At 41.1% G+C, this 20,441-nt stretch carries 17 protein-coding genes; 12 read left to right on the forward strand and 5 right to left on the reverse strand.

Annotated elements, in window-relative coordinates:
* Window positions 1-154 precede the first annotated feature (154 nt).
* Window positions 155-1,183, forward strand: a complete 1,029-nt coding sequence (locus IEY03_RS11740) for a substrate-binding domain-containing protein (RefSeq protein WP_188841851.1) — start codon at window positions 155-157, stop codon at window positions 1,181-1,183.
* A gap of 753 nt (window positions 1,184-1,936) precedes the next feature.
* Here IEY03_RS11740 and ppiC read toward each other — a convergent pair.
* A complete protein-coding gene (gene ppiC, locus IEY03_RS11745) occupies window positions 1,937-2,215 on the reverse strand; it encodes a peptidylprolyl isomerase PpiC (protein WP_188841853.1) in 279 nt (92 codons plus the stop codon).
* A gap of 242 nt (window positions 2,216-2,457) precedes the next feature.
* Between ppiC and IEY03_RS11750 the strand changes: the two genes are divergently transcribed.
* The 7 genes from IEY03_RS11750 (at window position 2,458) to IEY03_RS11780 (ending at window position 8,397) form a co-directional block, all read left to right on the forward strand.
* A complete protein-coding gene (locus IEY03_RS11750) occupies window positions 2,458-2,988 on the forward strand; it encodes a TlpA family protein disulfide reductase (RefSeq protein ID WP_188841855.1) in 531 nt (176 codons plus the stop codon).
* 54 nt (window positions 2,989-3,042) lie between these two features.
* The gene (locus IEY03_RS11755) at window positions 3,043-3,231 is read left to right on the forward strand and encodes a DUF4266 domain-containing protein (protein WP_188842053.1); all 189 of its coding nucleotides are present in this window, start codon (window positions 3,043-3,045) and stop codon (window positions 3,229-3,231) included.
* Window positions 3,222-4,526 (forward strand): DUF3570 domain-containing protein, encoded by a 1,305-nt coding sequence (locus IEY03_RS11760; RefSeq protein ID WP_188841857.1) that lies wholly within the window; start codon window positions 3,222-3,224, stop codon window positions 4,524-4,526. Before IEY03_RS11755 ends, IEY03_RS11760 begins: the two co-directional genes overlap by 10 nt.
* 35 nt (window positions 4,527-4,561) lie before the next feature.
* Entirely contained in the window at window positions 4,562-5,476 is a 915-nt protein-coding gene (locus tag IEY03_RS11765) for an FAD:protein FMN transferase (RefSeq protein ID WP_188841859.1), read from the forward strand.
* Window positions 5,477-5,500: 24 nt separating this feature from the next.
* A complete protein-coding gene (locus IEY03_RS11770) occupies window positions 5,501-6,160 on the forward strand; it encodes a response regulator transcription factor (protein ID WP_188841861.1) in 660 nt (219 codons plus the stop codon).
* Entirely contained in the window at window positions 6,160-7,620 is a 1,461-nt protein-coding gene (locus IEY03_RS11775; RefSeq protein WP_229778296.1) for an ATP-binding protein, read from the forward strand. The genes IEY03_RS11770 and IEY03_RS11775 overlap by 1 nt, the downstream gene beginning before the upstream one ends.
* Window positions 7,621-7,923: 303 nt before the next feature.
* Window positions 7,924-8,397 carry a peroxiredoxin gene (locus IEY03_RS11780; RefSeq protein WP_188841863.1) on the forward strand — a complete coding sequence of 158 codons (474 nt, stop codon included), beginning with the start codon at window positions 7,924-7,926 and terminating at the stop codon, window positions 8,395-8,397.
* 58 nt (window positions 8,398-8,455) lie between these two features.
* Here the strand turns inward: IEY03_RS11780 and envZ are convergent, their stop codons facing one another.
* The 3 genes from envZ to IEY03_RS11795 all read right to left on the reverse strand — a co-directional run bounded on the left by envZ (window position 8,456) and on the right by IEY03_RS11795 (window position 11,416).
* On the reverse strand, window positions 8,456-9,790 hold the full coding sequence (gene envZ / locus IEY03_RS11785) for a two-component system sensor histidine kinase EnvZ (RefSeq protein ID WP_188841872.1): 1,335 nt from the start codon (window positions 9,788-9,790) through the stop codon (window positions 8,456-8,458).
* Window positions 9,791-9,792: 2 nt separating this feature from the next.
* Window positions 9,793-10,518: an osmolarity response regulator transcription factor OmpR gene (gene ompR, locus IEY03_RS11790; protein ID WP_188841882.1), complete on the reverse strand. Its 726-nt coding sequence runs from the start codon at window positions 10,516-10,518 to the stop codon at window positions 9,793-9,795.
* A gap of 244 nt (window positions 10,519-10,762) precedes the next feature.
* Entirely contained in the window at window positions 10,763-11,416 is a 654-nt protein-coding gene (locus tag IEY03_RS11795) for a hypothetical protein (protein WP_188841884.1), read from the reverse strand.
* A gap of 182 nt (window positions 11,417-11,598) precedes the next feature.
* On the opposite strand from IEY03_RS11795, the gene greB reads away from it, so the two are divergent.
* On the forward strand, window positions 11,599-12,078 hold the full coding sequence (gene greB / locus IEY03_RS11800) for a transcription elongation factor GreB (protein ID WP_188841886.1): 480 nt from the start codon (window positions 11,599-11,601) through the stop codon (window positions 12,076-12,078).
* A gap of 310 nt (window positions 12,079-12,388) precedes the next feature.
* A complete protein-coding gene (locus IEY03_RS11805; RefSeq protein ID WP_188841888.1) occupies window positions 12,389-12,958 on the forward strand; it encodes a cytochrome b/b6 domain-containing protein in 570 nt (189 codons plus the stop codon).
* A gap of 54 nt (window positions 12,959-13,012) precedes the next feature.
* Here IEY03_RS11805 and IEY03_RS11810 read toward each other — a convergent pair whose 3' ends face one another.
* Window positions 13,013-16,045 (reverse strand): bacteriohemerythrin, encoded by a 3,033-nt coding sequence (locus IEY03_RS11810; RefSeq protein ID WP_188841898.1) that lies wholly within the window; start codon window positions 16,043-16,045, stop codon window positions 13,013-13,015.
* 191 nt (window positions 16,046-16,236) lie between these two features.
* Between IEY03_RS11810 and IEY03_RS11815 the strand changes: the two genes are divergently transcribed.
* Both IEY03_RS11815 and IEY03_RS11820 read left to right on the forward strand, forming a co-directional pair.
* Window positions 16,237-18,597: a Tex family protein gene (locus IEY03_RS11815; RefSeq protein WP_188841900.1), complete on the forward strand. Its 2,361-nt coding sequence runs from the start codon at window positions 16,237-16,239 to the stop codon at window positions 18,595-18,597.
* 169 nt (window positions 18,598-18,766) lie between these two features.
* A complete protein-coding gene (locus IEY03_RS11820) occupies window positions 18,767-20,428 on the forward strand; it encodes a phosphoethanolamine transferase (protein WP_229778298.1) in 1,662 nt (553 codons plus the stop codon).
* Window positions 20,429-20,441: the final 13 nt, after the last annotated feature.

Raw genomic sequence — 20,441 nt, forward strand, 5'->3', positions numbered from 1 at the left:
TTATGGCGTTGCTATTCAGATGTATGGACGTTCATAACATAGCAACATCGACAAACTCACTCAGATATGTTCAGCCGCTAATATCTTTAAATACATTTCTTTGTTATGTTTTATTATAAGCAGGGTTGCACTATGAATTATTTCAGGAGGAAGTGTGGTGAGAACACTTGTATTGTTTGTTGCCCTTAGTCTAATACCCCTATCTTCAGTCTGTGGAAAAGAATTAAAACTTGCCGTGGTACCCAAGTTTCATAGTGTTTTTTTTGACCAAAGCAAAGCTGGCTGTATAGATGCTGCCGCGCAAATAAAAGGCGTGAAATGCCTATATCGGGGACCCGATATTAGTAATGTTAGGATGCAAGATCAGGTTATAAATCAACTGATTGATGAAGGTGTAGATGGTATCGCTATAGCCGTTACCCAATCAAATTATCTGGTTAAAAATAGCCTTAAGAGAGCTAAAGAAGCAGGCATACCGATTATAACCTATGACTCTGATGTTGATACGTCAATCAACGAGGACCCTAGTCATTTGCGTCTAGCCTATATAGGCACGGACAATTTTGAATTGGGTAAAACCCTAGGTGAAGAGTTAAAAAAAATTCGGCCCAATGGGGGAACACTAATAATGCAATCTGGGCGACCAGATTCTCCCAATCTGAATTTAAGGCTGATGGGTGTTCGTTCTGCACTCTCTGGCAGAAAGTATGCTACTCCTCCTGGTGAATTACTGAATAATGATTTGGGCTGGACTGAAGTTAGAGAGCCTTTTTTTAATTTTGATCAACTGGATCAATCTGTTAAACAAATGGAATCAGTAATGAAAGGTAAGCCTATAACAGCAGACTCTTTTATTGCTGTGGGAGGTTGGGCGCAAAATGATCAGGCACTTTACCGTACAATGATTGCACCGTACCAAGAAAAAATTAATAACAACAAGGTCATCATTATTATTACAGATACTTCCTCTGAACAATTAACTATGTTGGCAGATCAACTTGCTCATATCAATATTGGTCAAAATCCATATGAAATGGGAAGACAAGCCATCCAGACACTTTATAAGATTGTAACAAAGCAAAAATATGAGAAAACCATTTACACGCCAATCAGAGTTTGCACACCAGAAAATGTTGATACATGTACCAAGATTGCCGGATTGGAAATGGTTGGGTCAGAGTAAACTTTAGTGTGGAGCTTAGTGGTACATCACATTCTGCAACCTTTCGCCCCTAAATGGTTACTCGATGATAGTGTTCGAGCTAAGTTAACTTTGATATTGGTTTTTATCATTAAAATTCAAGCTTAAATGTTCGCGCATTAGGGTGGTTAAGTCTATTCATGGCTTTAATCTAGTCCAGTGCCTGCCGCAGGCTATCGTATATGCACGACCGTGACACGCTGCAAGTTCGTCCTTGAACGCTCGGCCATGACATCCAAGCCATAGAAGGTCACTGCCGCACTTATACCCACAATTTTCACTTCTTCGATTTAACGCTATTTGTAACTAATAGGGACAAACTCTTCCAGACTCAATTTGAATTGAGGTCATCGACAAATGAACGAAGTACGATATTGATTTTTTAATTGGAAACAAATAATGGGACAAACCAAGTTAGCTTTTAATAAAAAATGATACCCAATGAAGCTAAATCGAAGAGATAGGATGACTCAGTGCAGATACGGTTGAGGGTATCGAAAATAGGGATGTTTTCGTTAAGCGACCATGGATGGCGTACAGCGTCCCAACGCTGTATCTGCACATAGGTTTCGCTCTTTCACATCCATGTGATCACAAGATTCAGTTCATTTTGAACATCTTAGTGGTAAGTAATTGATAAGCATGAAGCTCAAGGTTCAAACTTTTAAGTTTACTCTTATGTTCTATACAAGGACCTTAGTTACATAATCATTACCAGTAACTTAGCTGGCTAATTTATGTACGGTACAACACCTTTACCACATGCCAGCCAAATTTGGTTTTGACTAAATGCGGGGTGATGAGCTCGCCACTAAAGCAGACTTTATCAAACGGTGGTACCATTTGCCCTTGTTTAAACTCCCCTAAACTACCGCCTTTTTTGCCAGACGGACAGGTGGAGTGTTGCTTTGCAAGGACATCAAATTTAGCGCCTTTTTTAAGTTTAGCGATAATATCATCGGCCAACTCTTTGTGTTTTACCAAAATGTGTAATGCGCTAGCTGTGCGTGCCATGATGAGAGCCTTTTATAAAATGTCGCTAATGGCAGCATTATATCATTGCTAATGTCTGTTGCTAACCTAACAAATTGAATGGCATGTATCTGATGAATTCAGCCGAATAAGCAATAATAGTGTTAGCGAACTCTGTGGTGCTAACGACTGATTTCACGAAATAAATACTTATCATTTTTCCTTAAGAAAACCTTAAGATTGACTCGATAGATTGCCAGTATGGGGTTTATCTAGGATTCATCATGCCAGCCATTCATTATCAAGTTTCGTTACTGTCGTTTCAAAAAGCCGTCAATGCACTGTGTTTATGCTTTAGTGCGTTGTGGTTTATCACGTTTGCCCACACTAGCATTGCGGCACCGGGGTTAAATTACACCGTGCAAAATGCTCAGGGTGAAACCGTTAACCTATCAGAGTTTGCTGGCAAAGTGGTTTATGTCGACTTTTGGTCGTCTTGGTGCGGACCTTGCCGTAAATCATTCCCTTGGATGAATGAAATGCATACCAAATATGCAGCCAAAGGTTTCGCTGTAGTGGCGATTAATTTGGATGTTGAACCTGAGCTGGCTGCACAGTTTTTAACAAAGTTACCCGCGAGTTTTCCTGTACGTTATAACCCCGAAGGTGATGTTGCTAAATCATTTGAGTTACAGGGCATGCCGAGCAGCTTCTTGTTCAATCGTCAGGGTGAGTTAGTGCAACAGCATGTGGGTTTTTATGATGATAAAAAAGCCCTGTATGAGCAAGAAATTCTACAGTTGTTGGTGGAGTAGTTTATGAAAAACAATTTGATTAAATTCAATGTCAAAGCTGGACTCGCTATTGTTATGTTAACTGGTTTATCAGCTTGCTCAACCTTGGGTGTTGAGCCTTGGGAAAAAGATCAGCTTGCTAGAGCTGACATGGCTTTAGACAGTGAAAAGCTTGATATGGCCTTAGATGATCATATTTATTTTAGTAAAGAAGGTACAAGTGGTGGTCGTTCATTAGCGGGCGGAGGTTGCGGATGCAATTAACTCAAAAACGCAACATAGCAGGGGCCTTAGCCATGGCGAGTTGCAGTTTAATCAATCCTAATGCGCAAGCGACAGACATTAACGAAATTGTAAAATCAGATGATTGGAAAGTGGATGCCGCCATTATGTACTATGGCGAGCAAGATAGAGTACAAGCCGCTGAAGTCATTGGTAATGTGCAGAAATCCTTTGGTGATAGCTCGCTATTAGACATGAAACTGGTCGTAGACAGCTTAACCGGTGCATCGGCATCTGGGGCGGTGGCGCAAGACAGTAGCCAAACTTTTACTCGACCCTCTGGTCATGGTGAATATACCGTTAATGCCGGAGAAACACCGCTGGATGATACTTTTCATGATACCCGGGTGCAATTAAGCGCTAACTGGATGGAAGTGCTTAATCCAGATTGGACCTTAAATGTGGGTTTAAATGGTTCAACCGAATTTGACTATTTATCTCTAGGTTTAAATGCGGGTCTTGAGCGTAGCTTTAATAAAAACAATACCATAGTTGCGTTATCCGGGGCGTTTACTCAAGACACCATAGATGCGGTTGGTGGCAGACCTGTTGCGCTATCTGAAATGGCGCTTAGGGCTAAATATGATACCGAAGCGGCGTTTCAAGCGGCATTTGACGACACTCGTCAAGCGGGTACCGATGATAAGCAAACCATTGACCTTATGCTTGGAGTAACCCAAAACATTAATCGTTATTGGTTAATGCAAGCTAACTACGGTATTTCGAATGTCTCGGGTTACATGACTGACCCATACAAGGTGTTATCTCAAGTTGATAGCAGTGGCACAACTCAGGCTTACCTTTATGAAAATCGTCCAGAAGAACGCTTAAAACACAGCGCGTTTGTTATGGCGAAAGGTGCATTAGATTCAGGTGTGGTTGATTTTTCTTATCGCTATAGTACTGATGATTGGGATATTTCATCACACACACTGGAAACTCATTATCGTTATTATTTGAGCCCACAGTTTTATGCTCAGATACACCTACGTTACTATCAACAACAGGCAGGAAATTTTTATCAGCCGTTTTTATTGGCGAATGAACCCTTACCTGAATTTGCCAGTGCCGATTATCGTATAGGCGATATGACCGCGTATACGGTGGGGATAAAGTTTGGCCAGCGCTTATCTGGCGGGCATGAATTAAGCTATCGTTTAGAGTATTACCAGCAGGCGCCAGAGAATAATGGTACTGAGTTAATTGGCCAGTTGAGTCAATTTGAACAATTCCCTGAGGTGAAAGCTATCGTAGCGCAAGTGAGTTATTCGTTTTAAGATGAACACTTTAAGTGAGCAGAGAGCATCCGCGAATGCGTTCATCAAATGTGCTAAATAATGCCTCAACGTCGACTTTACAAGCTCGGAGTTGGGGTTTTTTAGCTTGCTTTCGTGCGATGGCAAGCCCGTGTGAACTGCTGATTGCGACCAATGACCAAGCCGTTGCAAAAGCAATGTTAGAGATTGCGTATAAAGAAGCGGCGCGAATTGAGCAAAAATACAGTCGCTTTATTGATGGCAATCCGCTGTGGCAAATTAATCATGCACAAGGCAAGGCTACCGTAATCGACAGTGAAACTTTGCAGCTTTTGCGCTTTGCTCAGCAGTGTTACCAGTTAAGTGATGGCGCCTTTGATATTAGTGCAGGCTCATTAATGCGTTTGTGGCGCTTTGATGCCAACGCTAAAGTGCCGGCAGATGCCGACATTATGCTGGCAAAAGAGCAGGTAAACTTTGCTGCGGTGAAGTTTGATGAGCAGCAGATCACTATGCCTGCGCAAATGAGTCTTGATTTTGGCGGTATAGGTAAAGAATATGCCGTCGATAAAGTGGCTTATTTGTTAGCGGAAAAATGGCCTAGTATTTCTGTATTGGTTAACTTTGGTGGTGATATTAGCTGCTTAGTGCCTAAAGCTGGCGACCCATGGCAAATTGGCATCGAAAATCCCGATGCATTAGATAATGCCGCCGCCCTTTTAAGTGTGCATCAAGGGGCTTTGGCTACCAGCGGTGATACACGGCGATTTATTGAGGTTAATGGCCGTCGTTATGGGCATATTATTAATCCAGACACAGGTTATCCTGTGCTTGATGCTCCTCGCTCGGTTACGGTACTTGGGCCTAATTGTGTTACTGCGGGTATGTTGGCGACTATGGCAATGCTGCAGGGAGAAGATGCTGAGTTTTTTCTACAACAACAATCAGTAAACTTTAAAGTATTCAGATAGTTTATAACGTAAGGCGAAATTAACATGCGGGTATTACTGGTTGAAGACAATGCATTATTGGCGCAGGGCGTGTACCTCAGTTTAACTAAATTGGGCATGCAAGTGGATCATCTTTCAACCTATCAGCAGGCATTAACTGCGTTAGATTATGAAGATTTTAGCGCGATCATTCTCGACCTTGGCTTGCCCGACGGTAATGGTGCTGACTTACTAAAACAGTGGCGTAAAAAAGGGATTTCAGTGCCGACAATCGTGCTGACGGCGAACACAGATTTTGATACTCGTCTGGCGTGCTTAGACATGGGCGCTGATGATTACCTTAGTAAGCCTTTTGATGTGCGCGAGCTGGCAGCAAGATTACGCGCTATTGTCAGACGACAATATGGTTTAGACCATAATCAATTTACATATGGTGCGTTAAGTATTGATTTTTCAAAATGCGAAGTACATTTCAAAGGCGAACTTGTTCAGCTTTCAAGACGAGAATACCAATTGCTGCTGGAGTTTGCCCAATCTGCTGGGCGGGTGTTAACTCGCAGCCAGCTGGAACAATTAACCTATGGTTGGGAAGAGGTCGGCAGTAATTCAATTGAAGTGCATATTCATCATTTACGGAAGAAAATGGCCAATGAATTAATCAAAACCGTGCGTGGCATTGGTTACACTTTGGTAGAGATTGCTTAATGTTCAAAATGTTGCGACAAAAATTGCGCTCAATGTATTCATTACGCAAGCTGATGAGCGTACTGATCACGATTGCGATGATCATCACTGTGGTGATTACCAACGCCTTAAGTCGTGAAGATGCCAAAGAGCAAATTGAAGAGTTGTTTGATGCGCAGATGCTGCAAACTGCCAAAGTGCTTGAGCTATTTTACGTCAATCAATTTACTCAAACTAAGGTTGAACAGCTAGCTCTGCAACCGATTAAATTGCATGTGCATGCTACAGATGTGGAAACCTTCGCCGAACAATCAACCGCACTGAATTTAATGTATGAACATAAATTGTCGTTTCAGTTATTAAATTCAATGGGGGATTTATTAGTTTATTCAGACAGCTCAGGTGATAAACCTTTAACCTCGTTTACCCAGGGGTATGAGCTGCGCAATATTGATGATGTGTCGTGGCACGTGTTTAGCTACTTCTCTCAAGCGCATAAGGTGTGGATTGTCACAGCTCAATCTGAAGATGTACGTAAAGAATTACTTGAAAAAATGATGTCTAACGCTTGGACTGTCCCCTTAATTGTGACCCCCATAGTGTTATTAATATTACTATTGATAACGTATTCTTTATTTAAGCCCCTTAAAGCGTTAGAAGCCAGTTTGTTGAGCCGCACCCCCCAAGATTTATCATCTTTGCACATTGATCTCCCCAGCGAGTTAGTGCCCGTTCAGGATGCGATAAATGATTATTTATCGCGGATTTCACAAGCAATGCAGCGTGAAAGGCGCTTTAGTGCAGATGCTGCACACGAGCTAAAAACACCTTTAGCTATCGTTAAACTTCACCATGATGGTTTGCAAGAAGTGCTAAATGAAGTGCCAGAATCATTAGCCCCCCAATTACATGATGCTCATATTCATTTAAATGCGATTGATCAGGGGGTTGAGCGCATGAGCCATATGGTGGAACAGCTACTGTTATTATCTAGAGTTGACGCCTTAAATGCCTTGAACTTAGCGCCTACTCGGGTGGGCGAGCTTATTGAAACGTCAATTAATCAATTGATTACGATAATCACCGACTATGAATGGCAGATTAATATTGCCGATGATTTAACGGTCAATGTCGACCCTTTTTATATGGCATTAGTGTGTAAAAACTTAATTGAAAATGCCTGTAAATACAGCCCGAAAGAATCGATCATTTGTATTGATGCCGCAGAGGTGAATGGTCAAATTGTGCTGCGCTTTTCTGATAACGGTAAAGGCATGACTGATACCCAAATTCTGCGCGCCAAGGAACGTTTTTATCGTGTAGATGAAAATGCAAACCAAGGTGCTGGATTAGGTTTATCTATTTGTCAGCATATTGTTAGCCTGCACTGTGGCACCATCCATCTGCATTCAAATCTTCCAAACGGATTGACCGTGGTGGTGAGTTTACCTATTGCGCCTAAGACGATAGGCCGTGCGTAAGACCAGTACAGATAAACATAGCAATAGCTTAAGTGTGATGGTTAATCACAGTATCTAGGCAAGCCTAAAACAAGCCTTGATAGCCTGATAAGTGGCCTATTTTAAAAACCACGGCGGGCTTTCGATAAAAGGTGGCGCTTTTAAAAATGATGCAGAATTATCTTATCTGTTAAGCTAAATTGTGGTGAATTAGTTTGGGCTAATTTATGCTAACCCGCGTACAATATTGATATTTCTGCCTTAATGTCACTTGCAATTTAGCTTGCGATATTCAGGCTTCATAACACTGTTAAGGATTTAAATATGATCGCACAAGGACAAGCTTTACCTGCAGGCTCTTTAGGCCAGTTAACCAAAGACGGTATGGTAAATCACAATGTTGCTGAGTTATTTGCGGGTAAAAAAGTGGTACTTTTTGCAGTACCAGGTGCATTTACCCCAACTTGCTCAGAAGCGCATTTGCCAGGCTATGTGGTATTGGCAGATCAACTTAAAGCCAAGGGCGTAGATGTCATTGCCTGCGTTTCGGTGAACGATGCCTTTGTCATGAAAGCCTGGGGCGAAGCACAAAATGCGTCAGAACTCATGATGCTTGCCGATGGTGATGCCAGTTTTACTAAAGCGCTAGGCTTAGAGATGGATACCGCAGGCTTTGGTGGTGTGCGCTCACAACGCTATGCCATGGTGGTCGATAATGGTGTGGTAACGGTATTAAATGTTGAAGCACCAAAAGCCTTTGAAGTCAGTACTGCTGAAGCGATATTAGCCACTTTATAAGCTTCTTTTAACGTTTGTGAACTTGAATGGACGCATTGAGCGTCCATTTTTATGTGTTTCATTTTTTTGGTAATAATACCCGCGCAATTAATCCACCTTCAGCACGATTGGCTAAGCTTACTTTACCATTGTGCCTATCAATAATACGCTTAATAATGGCCAATCCTAAGCCCGATCCTACACTTCCTCTGGCTGTATCTCCTTGAGTAAAGGGTTGAAATAAATCGTCTACTTTACTCATGTCGATGCCGGGGCCGTTATCTTCAACGCTAAAACCGACATAGCGTCCCTGTTCAAAAGAACATATTTTTACCCATCCGTGACCATAGCGAAAAGCATTTTCCACTAAGTTACTGAGTACCCGTTTGATAGCCACATGTTGGATGGGGATGTCAGGACAATGGGCTAACACGATTTCTATCTCGCCCTGTCGGTTACTTTCCTGTTGCTGGATTTCTTGGATTAACTGATTTATCTGAAAGGGCTCTCTAATTGCCTCTTGATCATGACGGACATAGGCAATAAATTGTTTAATGATGGCATCCATGTCTTCAATGTCAGTAACAATGCCCTCTTTGAGATATTGATCATCCTCAACCATCATTTCAGATGCCAGTCTAATGCGGGTAAGAGGGGTACGTAAATCGTGGGAGATACCAGCCATCAGTAACGCTCGGTCTTGTTCAAGTTGTTTCATGCTCTGAGCCATCTGATTAAATGCATGAGTTACTTCAACAATTTCAGTTGATCCACTTAAAGGTAAAGGATCGGGGAATTTTCCTTTAGATACAGTGACGGCGGCTTTTTGTAAGCGTTTTAACGGTTTATTTTGTTTACGAGCAAATAGCCAGCCACCGGCGACACTGAGTGCGCCAATAACCAGTAAATATAAGGTCAATGGGGATAAATCAGATTCATTAATGCCGCTAAGGGGGACTTTAATCCATATTGATGGCGCTTGCGGGGGCCGGATCCATACATCCAAATTTTCACCCTGAGAAAACCTCACTTCCGCTTCGCCGCCCAGATACACAGACATTTGGTCAGACAGAAAACCATAATAAGTGGCGTTGTCTAACCCTGCCTCTTGAGCTTGTTTGAGGTTATAAACCGTCATACCGTCGTCGCGTACTTTGGCATTCAACGCGTCGACAATCGACAAGTGTTCGCGGCCAACATCCACACCATCAACAAATAAAATGTTGATTTGACGTGCAATAAGCTGATTTATTTGCTCATAACTGGGTTTAATAAAATACACCGCGACCGACCAATAAGAAACCAGCTGATTGATCAGCAGCAAGCTACCAATCAATACCACGGTTTGACTAAAGGCGTTGCGTGGTAAAAGGTGCTGCCACCATTTTAGTGTTAATTTGACAGGTTCTGGCACGGTTATTTTCGAGTTGAGCCATCAGGAACAAACACATAACCTAACCCCCACACGGTTTGAATATAACGTGGGTTGGCGGCATCTTTTTCAATTAAGCGGCGTAAGCGTGACACTTGCACATCGATAGAACGCTCTAGTGCTGAATAATCACGTCCCCTTGCTAGATTCATTAATTTATCACGCGATAATGGCTCACGAGGGTGAGAAACCAACACTTTCAACACTGCAAATTCGCCACTGGTTAACGCAATACTTTCTTCACCATGAAACATTTCACGGGTGGCTAAGTTAAGTGAAAAATCACCAAAAGTGATCTCGGCTTCTTGTTGGGCTGGCGCGCCTGGTACATCATTGGTTTGCCTGCGCATGACTGCTTTGATACGCGCTAATAGTTCTCTTGGGTTAAAGGGTTTAGGTAAGTAATCATCTGCGCCGAGTTCTAGGCCGATAATCCGGTCTACTTCATCACCTTTAGCCGTTAGCATTACAATAGGGATAGGATTTTCCTGTTGGCGTAAACGACGGCAAATTGATAAACCATCCTCGCCCGGAAGCATTAAATCCAATACTAATAAATGAAAGTTTTCACGCTCAAGCAATCTGTCCATTTGTTCGGCATTGGCTGCGCTACGTACTTGATAACCTTGCTCCATTAAATAGCGTTCTAATAATGAACGCAGTCGCATATCGTCATCAACAACGAGAATTTTAGACGTTTCTTGGCCCATGAAAATATCCTTTTATCTTTAGCATTTTGACTCAATATAACCAGTTTAGCGCTTGGCTAATAGTGTCTGAAAAGTAAGTTTTATTATTTTATGAATTAACTAATGAAATTGGTAGTTAATGCCATTGATTATTATACTTTTTTTGCTTTTTGTTCTGCCTTTGCAGAAATTGTAACAAAAGCCACAATGCGGCTATGTTTATGGCGAATGGAGGTTAATTTTGCTTGGCCTCAAGTCATTTTGTTTAAAATAATTGCCCAAAAACAAATTGGGCAGCCGTAGTTTGTGCTAGGTCACTGTAAATATGAGCATAATAACCACTTGGAAAAATGACTAAGTAACTCATATCAATAGATTGCTTATCAGGCCAGTAACCAAAAGTGTGGTGTGACTCAAAGGTTTGATACAAGATCTCATTTTCGTGGCTGCTATGCGAAGTTGTGGATAAGGTTAACCACCGAGTATTGTCCGATGAAGTGTAGTGAATCGTCTGAAATAACAGCGCATCGATAAAAACACTTTGCGTTTGATTTGGCACCTGTTTGAGCTCAACCGTTGCGTGAGTTTGAGTCGCAAGTGCGATTTCACTAGGGCGAAATACGAGTGCTTGGTGACTTATTGAAACTTGCCCCCAATGATGAAAACTACTTTGGGGGTTAGCCAAGTCAATGACGACATGGCTGTAACTGTTGTCATGATTAATATGGATAAAGCCCAGTTTAGAATCAGATTCGTGCAACCAGTCGCCTTGAATTAACCGCGAATTTACTATGAGCTCATCATCCAGACCATAGGCGTGAGCGGGCGCAGCAATACTCAATAAGAAAATAAATAGCCATAAACCAAGGCTGTTGGCACGGGTGAAAAAATCAATGGAGTGATCCGCAGGCCAGTACATATAATTCCCTTTATGTGTACAAGTGAAGCGCTAAGTATAGTCGATGAAATGGTCTTTTACAGACGATTGTATTGAGGGTGTTTATGTCAAATCTGTCTATGACAATGTGACTGCAAAAACCAGAAGTCGTGATATATTAGTGACCGAATTTTTTATCTTCCAATTGTCATTGTAAGCAGATTATGAGAACGGCTATTGTTACCCGTGAAGGGTTTGAAAAACTACAACAAGAACTCAATTTTTTGTGGCGTGAAGAGCGCCCTGAAATCACTAAAAAAGTGGCTTGGGCTGCCAGTTTAGGCGATCGCAGTGAGAACGCGGATTATCAGTACAACAAAAAGCGACTTCGTGAAATTGACCGCAGGGTCAGATATTTACGTAAGTCTATCGAGAACCTAAAAATTGTTGATTATTCGCCTGAACAAGAGGGAAAGGTCTTTTTTGGTGCTTGGGTTGAAGTTGAAAATGATGACGGACAACAGCTCACGTTTCGCATTGTTGGCTATGATGAAATTTTTGGTCGCAAAGGTTACATTTCAATTGATTCGCCGATGGCGCGCGCATTATTGAAAAAAGAAGTCGATGATGAGGCGGTCGTTAACACGCCAGATGGCGATAAGTGTTGGTATATTAATAAGATATATTATCACTTACCTCAATAGTTTTGTGTCTAATGTATTGGCATCATTAATGATGTCTTCATTGTTGGCTATTCAATATCATTTATATTTTTAGAAAATCTGCAGGCTAGGGTTAATTGTTTACTGGAGCATTTAAAATACTTTTGCCTTGCAAAGTTCACGTTAATACAGTTGAGGTCGCTTTTTTCCAACAAGTTATTTTATGGTTTAGTGACTTTAATCTCCATGTCATAAGCGTTACTTAAGTTTCAGATATCAAAATACTTAAAAATGATCGTTAATTGATATCAAATTACGAGTTAACCATACTTGCACCACTTCGAGGTTGATTATGAAAACATCACCAGATTTCCCTATTGTTCATCGACTCATTCATTGGGGGTTAGCCTTTGCCATGTTAGTGATGTTGCTGACAATATTTTTGCGCCTTGGTTGGATGGAAAAAAACCACATGGCGGCCATTATTCAGCAAGGTTTAACCAAAATTTCGGTGACTATTGATAATAAGCAGGCGGTGAGTATTGCCAAAATGATCCGTGGTGAGATGTTCCAGTGGCACATTTATTTTGGCTATGCTGTTGGGGTATTTTTGTCGGCGCGGTTTATCTACATGGCGAAATGTGGCTTACACTATTTGTCGCCATTTAATCCACAGGCAAACTTACAGCAAAAAATTCAAGCTGGAGTGTATTGGTTATTCTATGCTGGGGTGACTTTTTCAATGATCACTGGGTTATTACTTAAGTTTGGCCCTGAATCTGTCGAGGAGGTGGCTGAAACTATTCATAAGTTAGCCTTGTGGTATTTCATTCCGTTTATTGTGCTGCATTTAGCCGGTATTGTGTTGGCTGAAACTGGGCATGATAAAGGGCTTGTATCAAAAATGATCGGTGGCAAATAAGTCATACTCCCTCATTTTTAATCGCATGGGATGAATGACCATGCGATGAGATTACTAGGCTTGATTACTCCTTTTTAGAGGTTTATCAAGCCCCAGCATTTCATCAAAAAGATTTTCAAATTCGTCAATCGGAATAGGTTTCCCAAATAAGTAACCTTGGTAATTTAAGCACCCTTCACCTTGTAAAAATTGCTGTTGATCAAGCGTTTCTACGCCTTCGGCGATCACTGAAAAACCCAGACTTTGCGCCATTGAAATAATGGTTTTTACAATAGATTGGTCACTTTTGTCAGTGAGTAATTCATCTATAAATGAACGGTCAATTTTCAATTGATACAAGGGTAACTTTTTTAGGTACTGCAACGATGAATAACCTGTGCCAAAATCATCCAACGAAAACTGAATCCCCAATCTTCCTAGGGCATGCATTTGGGTAATCGTATTATTAATATCATCTAGCAATAATGACTCCGTTAGCTCCATTTTTAATTTAGCCGGATTAATACCATGTCGTTTGATAGTGTCGGTCACTTGTTCTACAAATTTAGACTGACGGAATTGTTTGGCGCTGACATTAATTGAAATGGTTAAATCTTGGGTTGTTGGATTTTGTCGCCATTGTTTTAGCTGTTGGCAAGCGGTATCCATTATCCATTGACCCAAAGGAATAATGAGTCCTGATTCTTCTGCTGAGGGAATAAATTCAATGGGAGGAATGATACCTTTTTGTGGATGTAACCAACGAATAAGTGCTTCCGCGCCCACAGGTTGTTGTAGGTGGTTAACTTGTATTTGGTAAAATAACTGAAAATGATTATGTTTAACGGCATCAAATAATTCAATTTCAAGTTTGGCACGATTTGAGATGTCTTCCTGCATTGCTGGGTCGAAAAAACACATGGTATTACGGCCCGCAACTTTGGCTTGATACATAGCTATGTCAGCTTGTTTCATTATTTCGGAGGTCGTAGTTAAGGGGTCATTGAAAAGCACCACGCCAATGCTGGCACTGCAATTATATTGAATATTTTTGAGCTGAAAAACATCGCTCATAGCTGCTAATATTTTATGGCAAACCTCAGTAGTTTGCGATGCAGCGGTAATACTCTGTTCACTTAATCCCTCTAAAATAATGACAAACTCATCTCCACCAATTCTTGAAAGGGTATCTTCTTCTCGAATACATTGACTTAATCGTTCAGCAATTGACATCAGTAATAAGTCTCCCATGTCATGCCCATGGGTGTCATTGAGCATTTTGAAGCGATCTATATCTAAAAATAATAAGGCATTATTTTTGTTTAGCCGTTTACTAGAAATAATCACTCTATTTAATCTATCAAGTAATAAACGCCTATTGGGTAGTTGAGTGAGGTGATCATAAAAGGCCAGTTGTTGGATCTTTTGCTCATTTTTTTTACGAATAGAAATATCATTAATGGTAACGATGTAATTTGTAATGCAGTGCTGATCATTGCGTACAACATCTATACAGACATAGGCCGGAAAGGTAGAACCATTTTCATGTAGATGCCACATTTCGCCTTCCCAGCTATCTTGTCGCTTTAGTTTGTCCCAAATAAGGTTATAAAATTGCTCATCATAAAGATCGGAGTTAAACAAATTGAGCGACTTGCCAATAATGTCTTGTTCTCGATAACCGGTAATGTTGCTAAAGGCGGTATTGGATTGCAAAATGATTTTATTTGAGTCAGTGATAAAAATACCTTCTTGTGACTCAAACACCTTTGCCGCAAGACTGAGTTTTTGTTCAAGCTGTTTACGTTCGGTGATATCAGAAATACCCGCAATGAAGCCAACAACATTTTTATCAACATCAAATTCAGGTACATATTGCACCAGTAATTCTTTTGAAAATAAATGTAAATCGTAAGATGTAGGTATGCCAGATAACACCTGATCGATATGGTGACTTACCTCGCTATAGGCTATTTCGCCCAATGTATCTTTAACCGTTCGATCTAAAATATCCTCCGGCTGTAAACCAAATAAGGCCGAGTAAGGTTTAGATACATAGATATAGCGCTGCATATCATCACACCTTGCAATATAAAAAGGCGAGTTGTCTGAGATAAATTGTAATTGCTGTTGTTGCTCGATAAGCTTTATTTCTGCTTGTTTGAACTTAGTAATATCTTGCGCAAAACCGGCAATAGAGAAACTGCCATTGTCGGCCACAACACGCTTTCCTCTACATTCAACCCACCGAATTTGACCATTATCTGGTCGAGTTATTTGATATTGCACATGATGTTCAGTGCCTGTGTCATAACAGGACTGCATAGATGCCATTAAGTTAGCGCGGTATTTGGGCAGAATAATACTGGATAATAAAGTAAGTGTTGGTGAGGTATCTTTTTGTATGCCCATTAAGCTATGCATTTGCGGCGACCACTTAATGGACCCGTTTAAATCTGTAAGATCCCAATGTCCTACCTGAGCATAATACATTGCTGTTTCGAAGCGCTTTTCGCTAAGGATCAGCTTTTGCTGGATCTCATTACTTAATCTAGTTTTACGCATCAGGTGCAAAGTATTAGTCGATAAACTGGCATAAATTGACAGAATAACTTTAACCAAGTGGCGGGTTGAACCTTGCATTTTCTGTTTGGTAAAGTCTCGGGCTGCTTGCTTTTCCATGCCGCTTTCGAGTGCTAAAACATAAACCACCATATAGCGGTCGCTTTCTAAAATGTGTGATGCTAGCCACTGGGTTAAAAACGCAATCGTTTTTTCAAGCAAGGCATCGGATGGTGTGGATGTGAGTTCAGCTTGCAGATGAAGGACTTGTTGAATGAAGTTGTCGTGGCTGAGTTTATGATCGATTACAGTATCGTCATCAGATAAATACTGATGCCAGATATCTTCTTCAGTTTTGAAATGGTAAACCGTGTATTCAACCAGCTCTTTAAATACGGTTTTTAGCTGCAGTTGTTGCTGCCCAAATACCGCGTGATTGGCTAGGCGGTTCAAAATGGCGACTAATTTTTTATGCTGATGATCAATTTTTACTAATCCGGTGCAAAAATTATCATCCCAAGGAAAAATGTCTATTGATTCAGTCATAAATCATCCATGCTTATTTTTCATCCCTAAGGCATGAGTATAGTTGCTGACATAAATCTTTGTAGCGAATTGTTAAATCATTTTCATTTGTTATCTAAAGATGGTCTGAATGGCGACAAGCGATATCACGTTTTCGATGGTTTGTGGTATTGTGGGCCAATGTTAAAATTTAAGTTTATATAACTCCTGCTATGCAAAATATTGCCCAACTGATTGCTCAAGAATTGAATGTTCGCCAACAACAAGTCGACGCCACCATAGCCCTGCTTAATGATGGCGCCACAGTGCCCTTTATTGCACGATATCGCAAAGAAGCAACCGGTGGTTTAGACGATACTCAATTACGCCAGCTGTATTCTCGTTTATCTTACCTAACTGAAATGAGCGATCGCCGCCAAGTTATTTTATCTAGCATTGATGCTCAAGGTAAGTTAACTCCGTCTTTAGCCCAAGCAATTAATGATGCTGATAGTAAAACACGTCTGGAGGATTTGTATTTACCTTATAAGCCTAAACGCAGAACCAAAGGTCAAATTGCCATTGAGGCGGGTATCGAACCTTTGGTTGATACTTTGCTGGCAGATCGCACCCTTGATATTGATGCCAAAGCGGCAGAGTTTATTAACCCAGATGCGGGGTTTGTTGATGCTAAAGCGGTGCAAGATGGCGCGCGATATATTCTGATGGAGCGTTTTGCTGAAGACGCTGAGTTACTACTAAAAATTCGCCAGCACTTAACGCAGCAGGCCGTGCTTGAAAGTAAAGTTGTCAAAGGCAAAGAGAAAGAAGGTGCTAAATTTCGCGATTACTTTGAACAAAGTGAAGCCATTACCAAAGTACCCTCTCATCGAGCTTTGGCAATGTTACGCGGCCGTAATGAAGGCATTCTAAGTTTAAGTATTAATGCTGATCCAGAGACTGAAGCAAGTCAGGGAAGTTACTGCGAAGTGATCATTAGTGATCATTTCAACCTTAAATTAACTGATTCGAGCGTTGATCAATGGTTAAAAACGGTAGTCACGTCCACATGGCGAATTAAAATTGCCTTACAGATGGAAACCGAATTTATCGCCAAAATGCGTGAAAGCGCAGAAGAAGAAGCCATTAAAGTGTTTGCTCGTAACTTAGGTGATTTATTGATGGCAGCCCCTGCTGGCGCGAAAGCTACCATGGGGTTAGACCCTGGTATTCGCACTGGCGTAAAAGTGGCGATTGTTGATAACACGGGCAAGTTAGTCGCCCACACCACTATTTTCCCCCATGCACCGCAAAACCTGTGGGATAAATCGATTAAAACTTTATCAAACCTGATTGGTATGCATAAGGTGGAAATTATTGCCATAGGTAACGGCACTGGTTCGCGTGAGACCGACAAGTTAGCGGGCGAGTTAATCGCCATGGTCAAAGAAAGTCATCCACGCCTAACTAAAGTCATGGTCAGTGAAGCGGGGGCATCAGTATATTCCGCATCGGAATTTGCCGCGAATGAGTTTCCTGATCTAGACGTATCTATTCGTGGCGCGGTTTCCATCGCTCGCCGCTTACAAGACCCATTAGCTGAATTAGTGAAGATTGAACCTAAAGCGATTGGTGTTGGGCAATATCAACACGATGTGAGTCAAAGCCAGCTGTCACAATCGTTGGAAGCTGTAGTTGAAGATTGTGTAAACAGTGTTGGCGTTGATTTAAACATGGCGTCAGCGCCATTATTAGCGCAAGTGGCAGGATTAAATAAAACCCTTGCCAAAAATGTAGTGGATTATCGTGATGAACATGGTCAATTTACTAACCGCAAGCAATTGTTGAAAGTCGCTCGTCTAGGGCCTAAAGCGTTTGAACAAGCCGCGGGGTTCTTGCGTATTCGTCAAGGTGATAACCCATTAGATAGCTCCGCCGTGCATCCAGAAGCTTATTCGATAGTCGAAGCTATGGCGGCAACCTCAAAACACGATGTCGGCCAACTCATTGGCAATAGTGAACTGTTAAAGGGTATCAATGCGGCGCAATTTGTTACGGCATCATTTGGTTTACCAACGATCACCGATATTCTGGCGGAACTGGATAAACCAGGTCGTGATCCTCGTGGTGAGTTTAAAACGGCTAATTTCAAAGATGGCGTAGAAGAGCTGAAAGATCTTAAGGTTGAGATGATCCTTGAAGGCGTTGTCACCAATGTGACTAACTTTGGTGCCTTTGTTGATATTGGGGTGCATCAGGATGGTTTAGTGCATATCTCATCGTTAACCGACAAGTTTGTTAGCGATCCACATACCGTAGTCAAAGCGGGCGATGTGGTGAAGGTGAAAGTGATGGAAGTGGATATTGAGCGCCGCAGAGTCAGTTTAAGTATGCGCCTTGATGAAACGCCGCAACCTGCTAGTACTGACAGCAAATCACAATATACGGGTCAGGCTAAACATAGTAAGTCAACTAATCAAGGCCATAAATCGGCACATGCCGGCAGAAATTCTGCGCCACCTAAGGCTAAAGCACCTGCTAATGCTGCGATGGGCAATGCGTTCGCAGATGCATTGGCTAAAATGAAAAAGTAAACTAGTTGGTATATACCATCAAAAAGCGCTTATTATTAAGCGCTTTTTTTGTTTTCGTCTGTCATCAACTGAAGTTTTACTGAATAAGTGATTATTCAGCTTTTCTTCAGCACTTCTTAAGTTTTATTGCGCATAATTCATCTAAGTTAGTTTACCTTAGGCGAAAAAATTGAAATTAATATCACAAATAAAGGCATATTGGCGAACCGTCGTACTGACTAAAGAGGCGATGATTGTGCTAATAGCGATGTATTTCGCCATCGTGATTAATTTTCCGATAGTTGAACGTATATATCAGCTATCTACAGCCGGACATTTGATTTTTTCACTCACCCCAGTCTTAGTGTTAACCGGTTTTTTTATTATTATATTTAGTCTATTGTCATCACGATTTATTTTTAAGCCACTGCTGACGCTATTGCTTATCTCTTCTGCTGCAGCCATGTATGCCATGCTGCAATATAATGTGCTATTTGATTACTCGATGATTGAAAACATTTTCGAAACAAACTCATCAGAAGCGATTTCCTATCTTAGTTCCCGTTCTATTTTATATGTCGTTGTCTTTGGCGTGCTACCGAGTATTTTTCTATGGTGTACGCCGATGGCACCATCAGGTGGAATGTTTCGGACATTACTGCGTCGTATAGCGCTAGGTGTTATTGGCTTTGCATTAGTTGGCATTGTGACACTGTTTTTTTATAAAGATTACGCCTCAGTTGGTCGCAATAATCACTATCTTAATAAAATGATTATCCCTGCCCATATCTTCAATACTGTTAAATATCTCAATAATACTTATTTTACTCAGCACTTGCCCTATGCCGAACGCGGACAAGATGCAGCTTTGTTGGATAGCAAAAATAATAAGCCCACCTTATTTGTACTTGTAGTTGGCGAAACTGCCCGAGCTGAAAATATGGCTTATTATGGCTATGGACGTAATACCAATCCTTACACCGAAGACCTAGGTTTAATTGCTGTTAATGACGTATCGTCATGTGGCACGGCTACAGCACATTCATTGCCTTGTATGTTCTCTGACTTTACCCATGATAATTACAATCGAGAACAAGCCAATGCTCAGGATAACGTGCTTGATGTAATGAAAGAAGCGGGTGTAGAAGTCGTGTGGTTTGATAATGACGGCGGCGATAAAGAAGTGGCGGCTCGTATAATTAAACACGAGATACCCGCATCTTTAGATAATGCTTTATGTGATGGGCAAAGTTGTTTTGATGAAATACTAGTACAGCAGTTATCTGCTTATTTAAGTGAGAAAGTCGCTAACAAAAATCAGCATGCGTTAACCAATCAAATGGTCGCTTTACACACTATAGGTAGTCATGGTCCAACTTATTACAATCGTTATCCTAAAAAATTACAACGATTTGAGCCAGCTTGTGAACGCAGTGATATTGAGAACTGTAGCGATACAGAAATTATTAACGTTTATGATAATACTTTGGTGTATACCGACTATGTATTAGCACAAACAATTGAATTGCTAGAGCAATATTCATCTGAATATAATGTCGCCATGGTGTATTTATCGGATCACGGTGAATCATTAGGTGAAAATGGGCTTTATCTGCATGGTACACCTTATGCTATAGCCCCAAGTCAACAAACTCACGTACCTTGGTTAATGTGGTTACCTGAAAGCTATACAGAGTCAAAAATGCTTGATCGAAGCTGTATTGTTAAACAAGCAACTCAAGGAGAACACTCACATGACAATCTTTTTCATACCTTGTTGGGCTTATATGGAGTACAAACTCACTTAAGAAATAGCCAACTTGATATCAGCCAGAATTGCAGAATAAAGTAGCTTTTATTAATGG

The sequence above is a fragment of the Shewanella aestuarii genome (assembly GCF_014647215.1).
In the GTDB taxonomy this organism is placed as follows: domain Bacteria; phylum Pseudomonadota; class Gammaproteobacteria; order Enterobacterales; family Shewanellaceae; genus Shewanella; species Shewanella aestuarii.

What these genes read in the sequence shown, in the direction of transcription:
- ppiC (WP_188841853.1), bottom strand. Translation starts at nt 2,215, where the DNA reads ATGGCACGCACAGCTAGCGCATTACACATTTTGGTAAAACACAAAGAG.
- IEY03_RS11750 (WP_188841855.1), top strand. Translation starts at nt 2,458, where the DNA reads ATGCCAGCCATTCATTATCAAGTTTCGTTACTGTCGTTTCAAAAAGCC.
- IEY03_RS11765 (WP_188841859.1), top strand. Translation starts at nt 4,562, where the DNA reads ATGCGTTCATCAAATGTGCTAAATAATGCCTCAACGTCGACTTTACAA.
- ompR (WP_188841882.1), bottom strand. Translation starts at nt 10,518, where the DNA reads ATGGGCCAAGAAACGTCTAAAATTCTCGTTGTTGATGACGATATGCGA.
- IEY03_RS11755 (WP_188842053.1), top strand. Translation starts at nt 3,043, where the DNA reads ATGTTAACTGGTTTATCAGCTTGCTCAACCTTGGGTGTTGAGCCTTGG.
- IEY03_RS11775 (WP_229778296.1), top strand. Translation starts at nt 6,160, where the DNA reads ATGTTCAAAATGTTGCGACAAAAATTGCGCTCAATGTATTCATTACGC.
- IEY03_RS11810 (WP_188841898.1), bottom strand. Translation starts at nt 16,045, where the DNA reads ATGACTGAATCAATAGACATTTTTCCTTGGGATGATAATTTTTGCACC.
- IEY03_RS11760 (WP_188841857.1), top strand. Translation starts at nt 3,222, where the DNA reads ATGCAATTAACTCAAAAACGCAACATAGCAGGGGCCTTAGCCATGGCG.
- IEY03_RS11805 (WP_188841888.1), top strand. Translation starts at nt 12,389, where the DNA reads ATGAAAACATCACCAGATTTCCCTATTGTTCATCGACTCATTCATTGG.
- IEY03_RS11795 (WP_188841884.1), bottom strand. Translation starts at nt 11,416, where the DNA reads ATGTACTGGCCTGCGGATCACTCCATTGATTTTTTCACCCGTGCCAAC.
- greB (WP_188841886.1), top strand. Translation starts at nt 11,599, where the DNA reads ATGAGAACGGCTATTGTTACCCGTGAAGGGTTTGAAAAACTACAACAA.
- IEY03_RS11815 (WP_188841900.1), top strand. Translation starts at nt 16,237, where the DNA reads ATGCAAAATATTGCCCAACTGATTGCTCAAGAATTGAATGTTCGCCAA.
- IEY03_RS11770 (WP_188841861.1), top strand. Translation starts at nt 5,501, where the DNA reads ATGCGGGTATTACTGGTTGAAGACAATGCATTATTGGCGCAGGGCGTG.
- IEY03_RS11780 (WP_188841863.1), top strand. Translation starts at nt 7,924, where the DNA reads ATGATCGCACAAGGACAAGCTTTACCTGCAGGCTCTTTAGGCCAGTTA.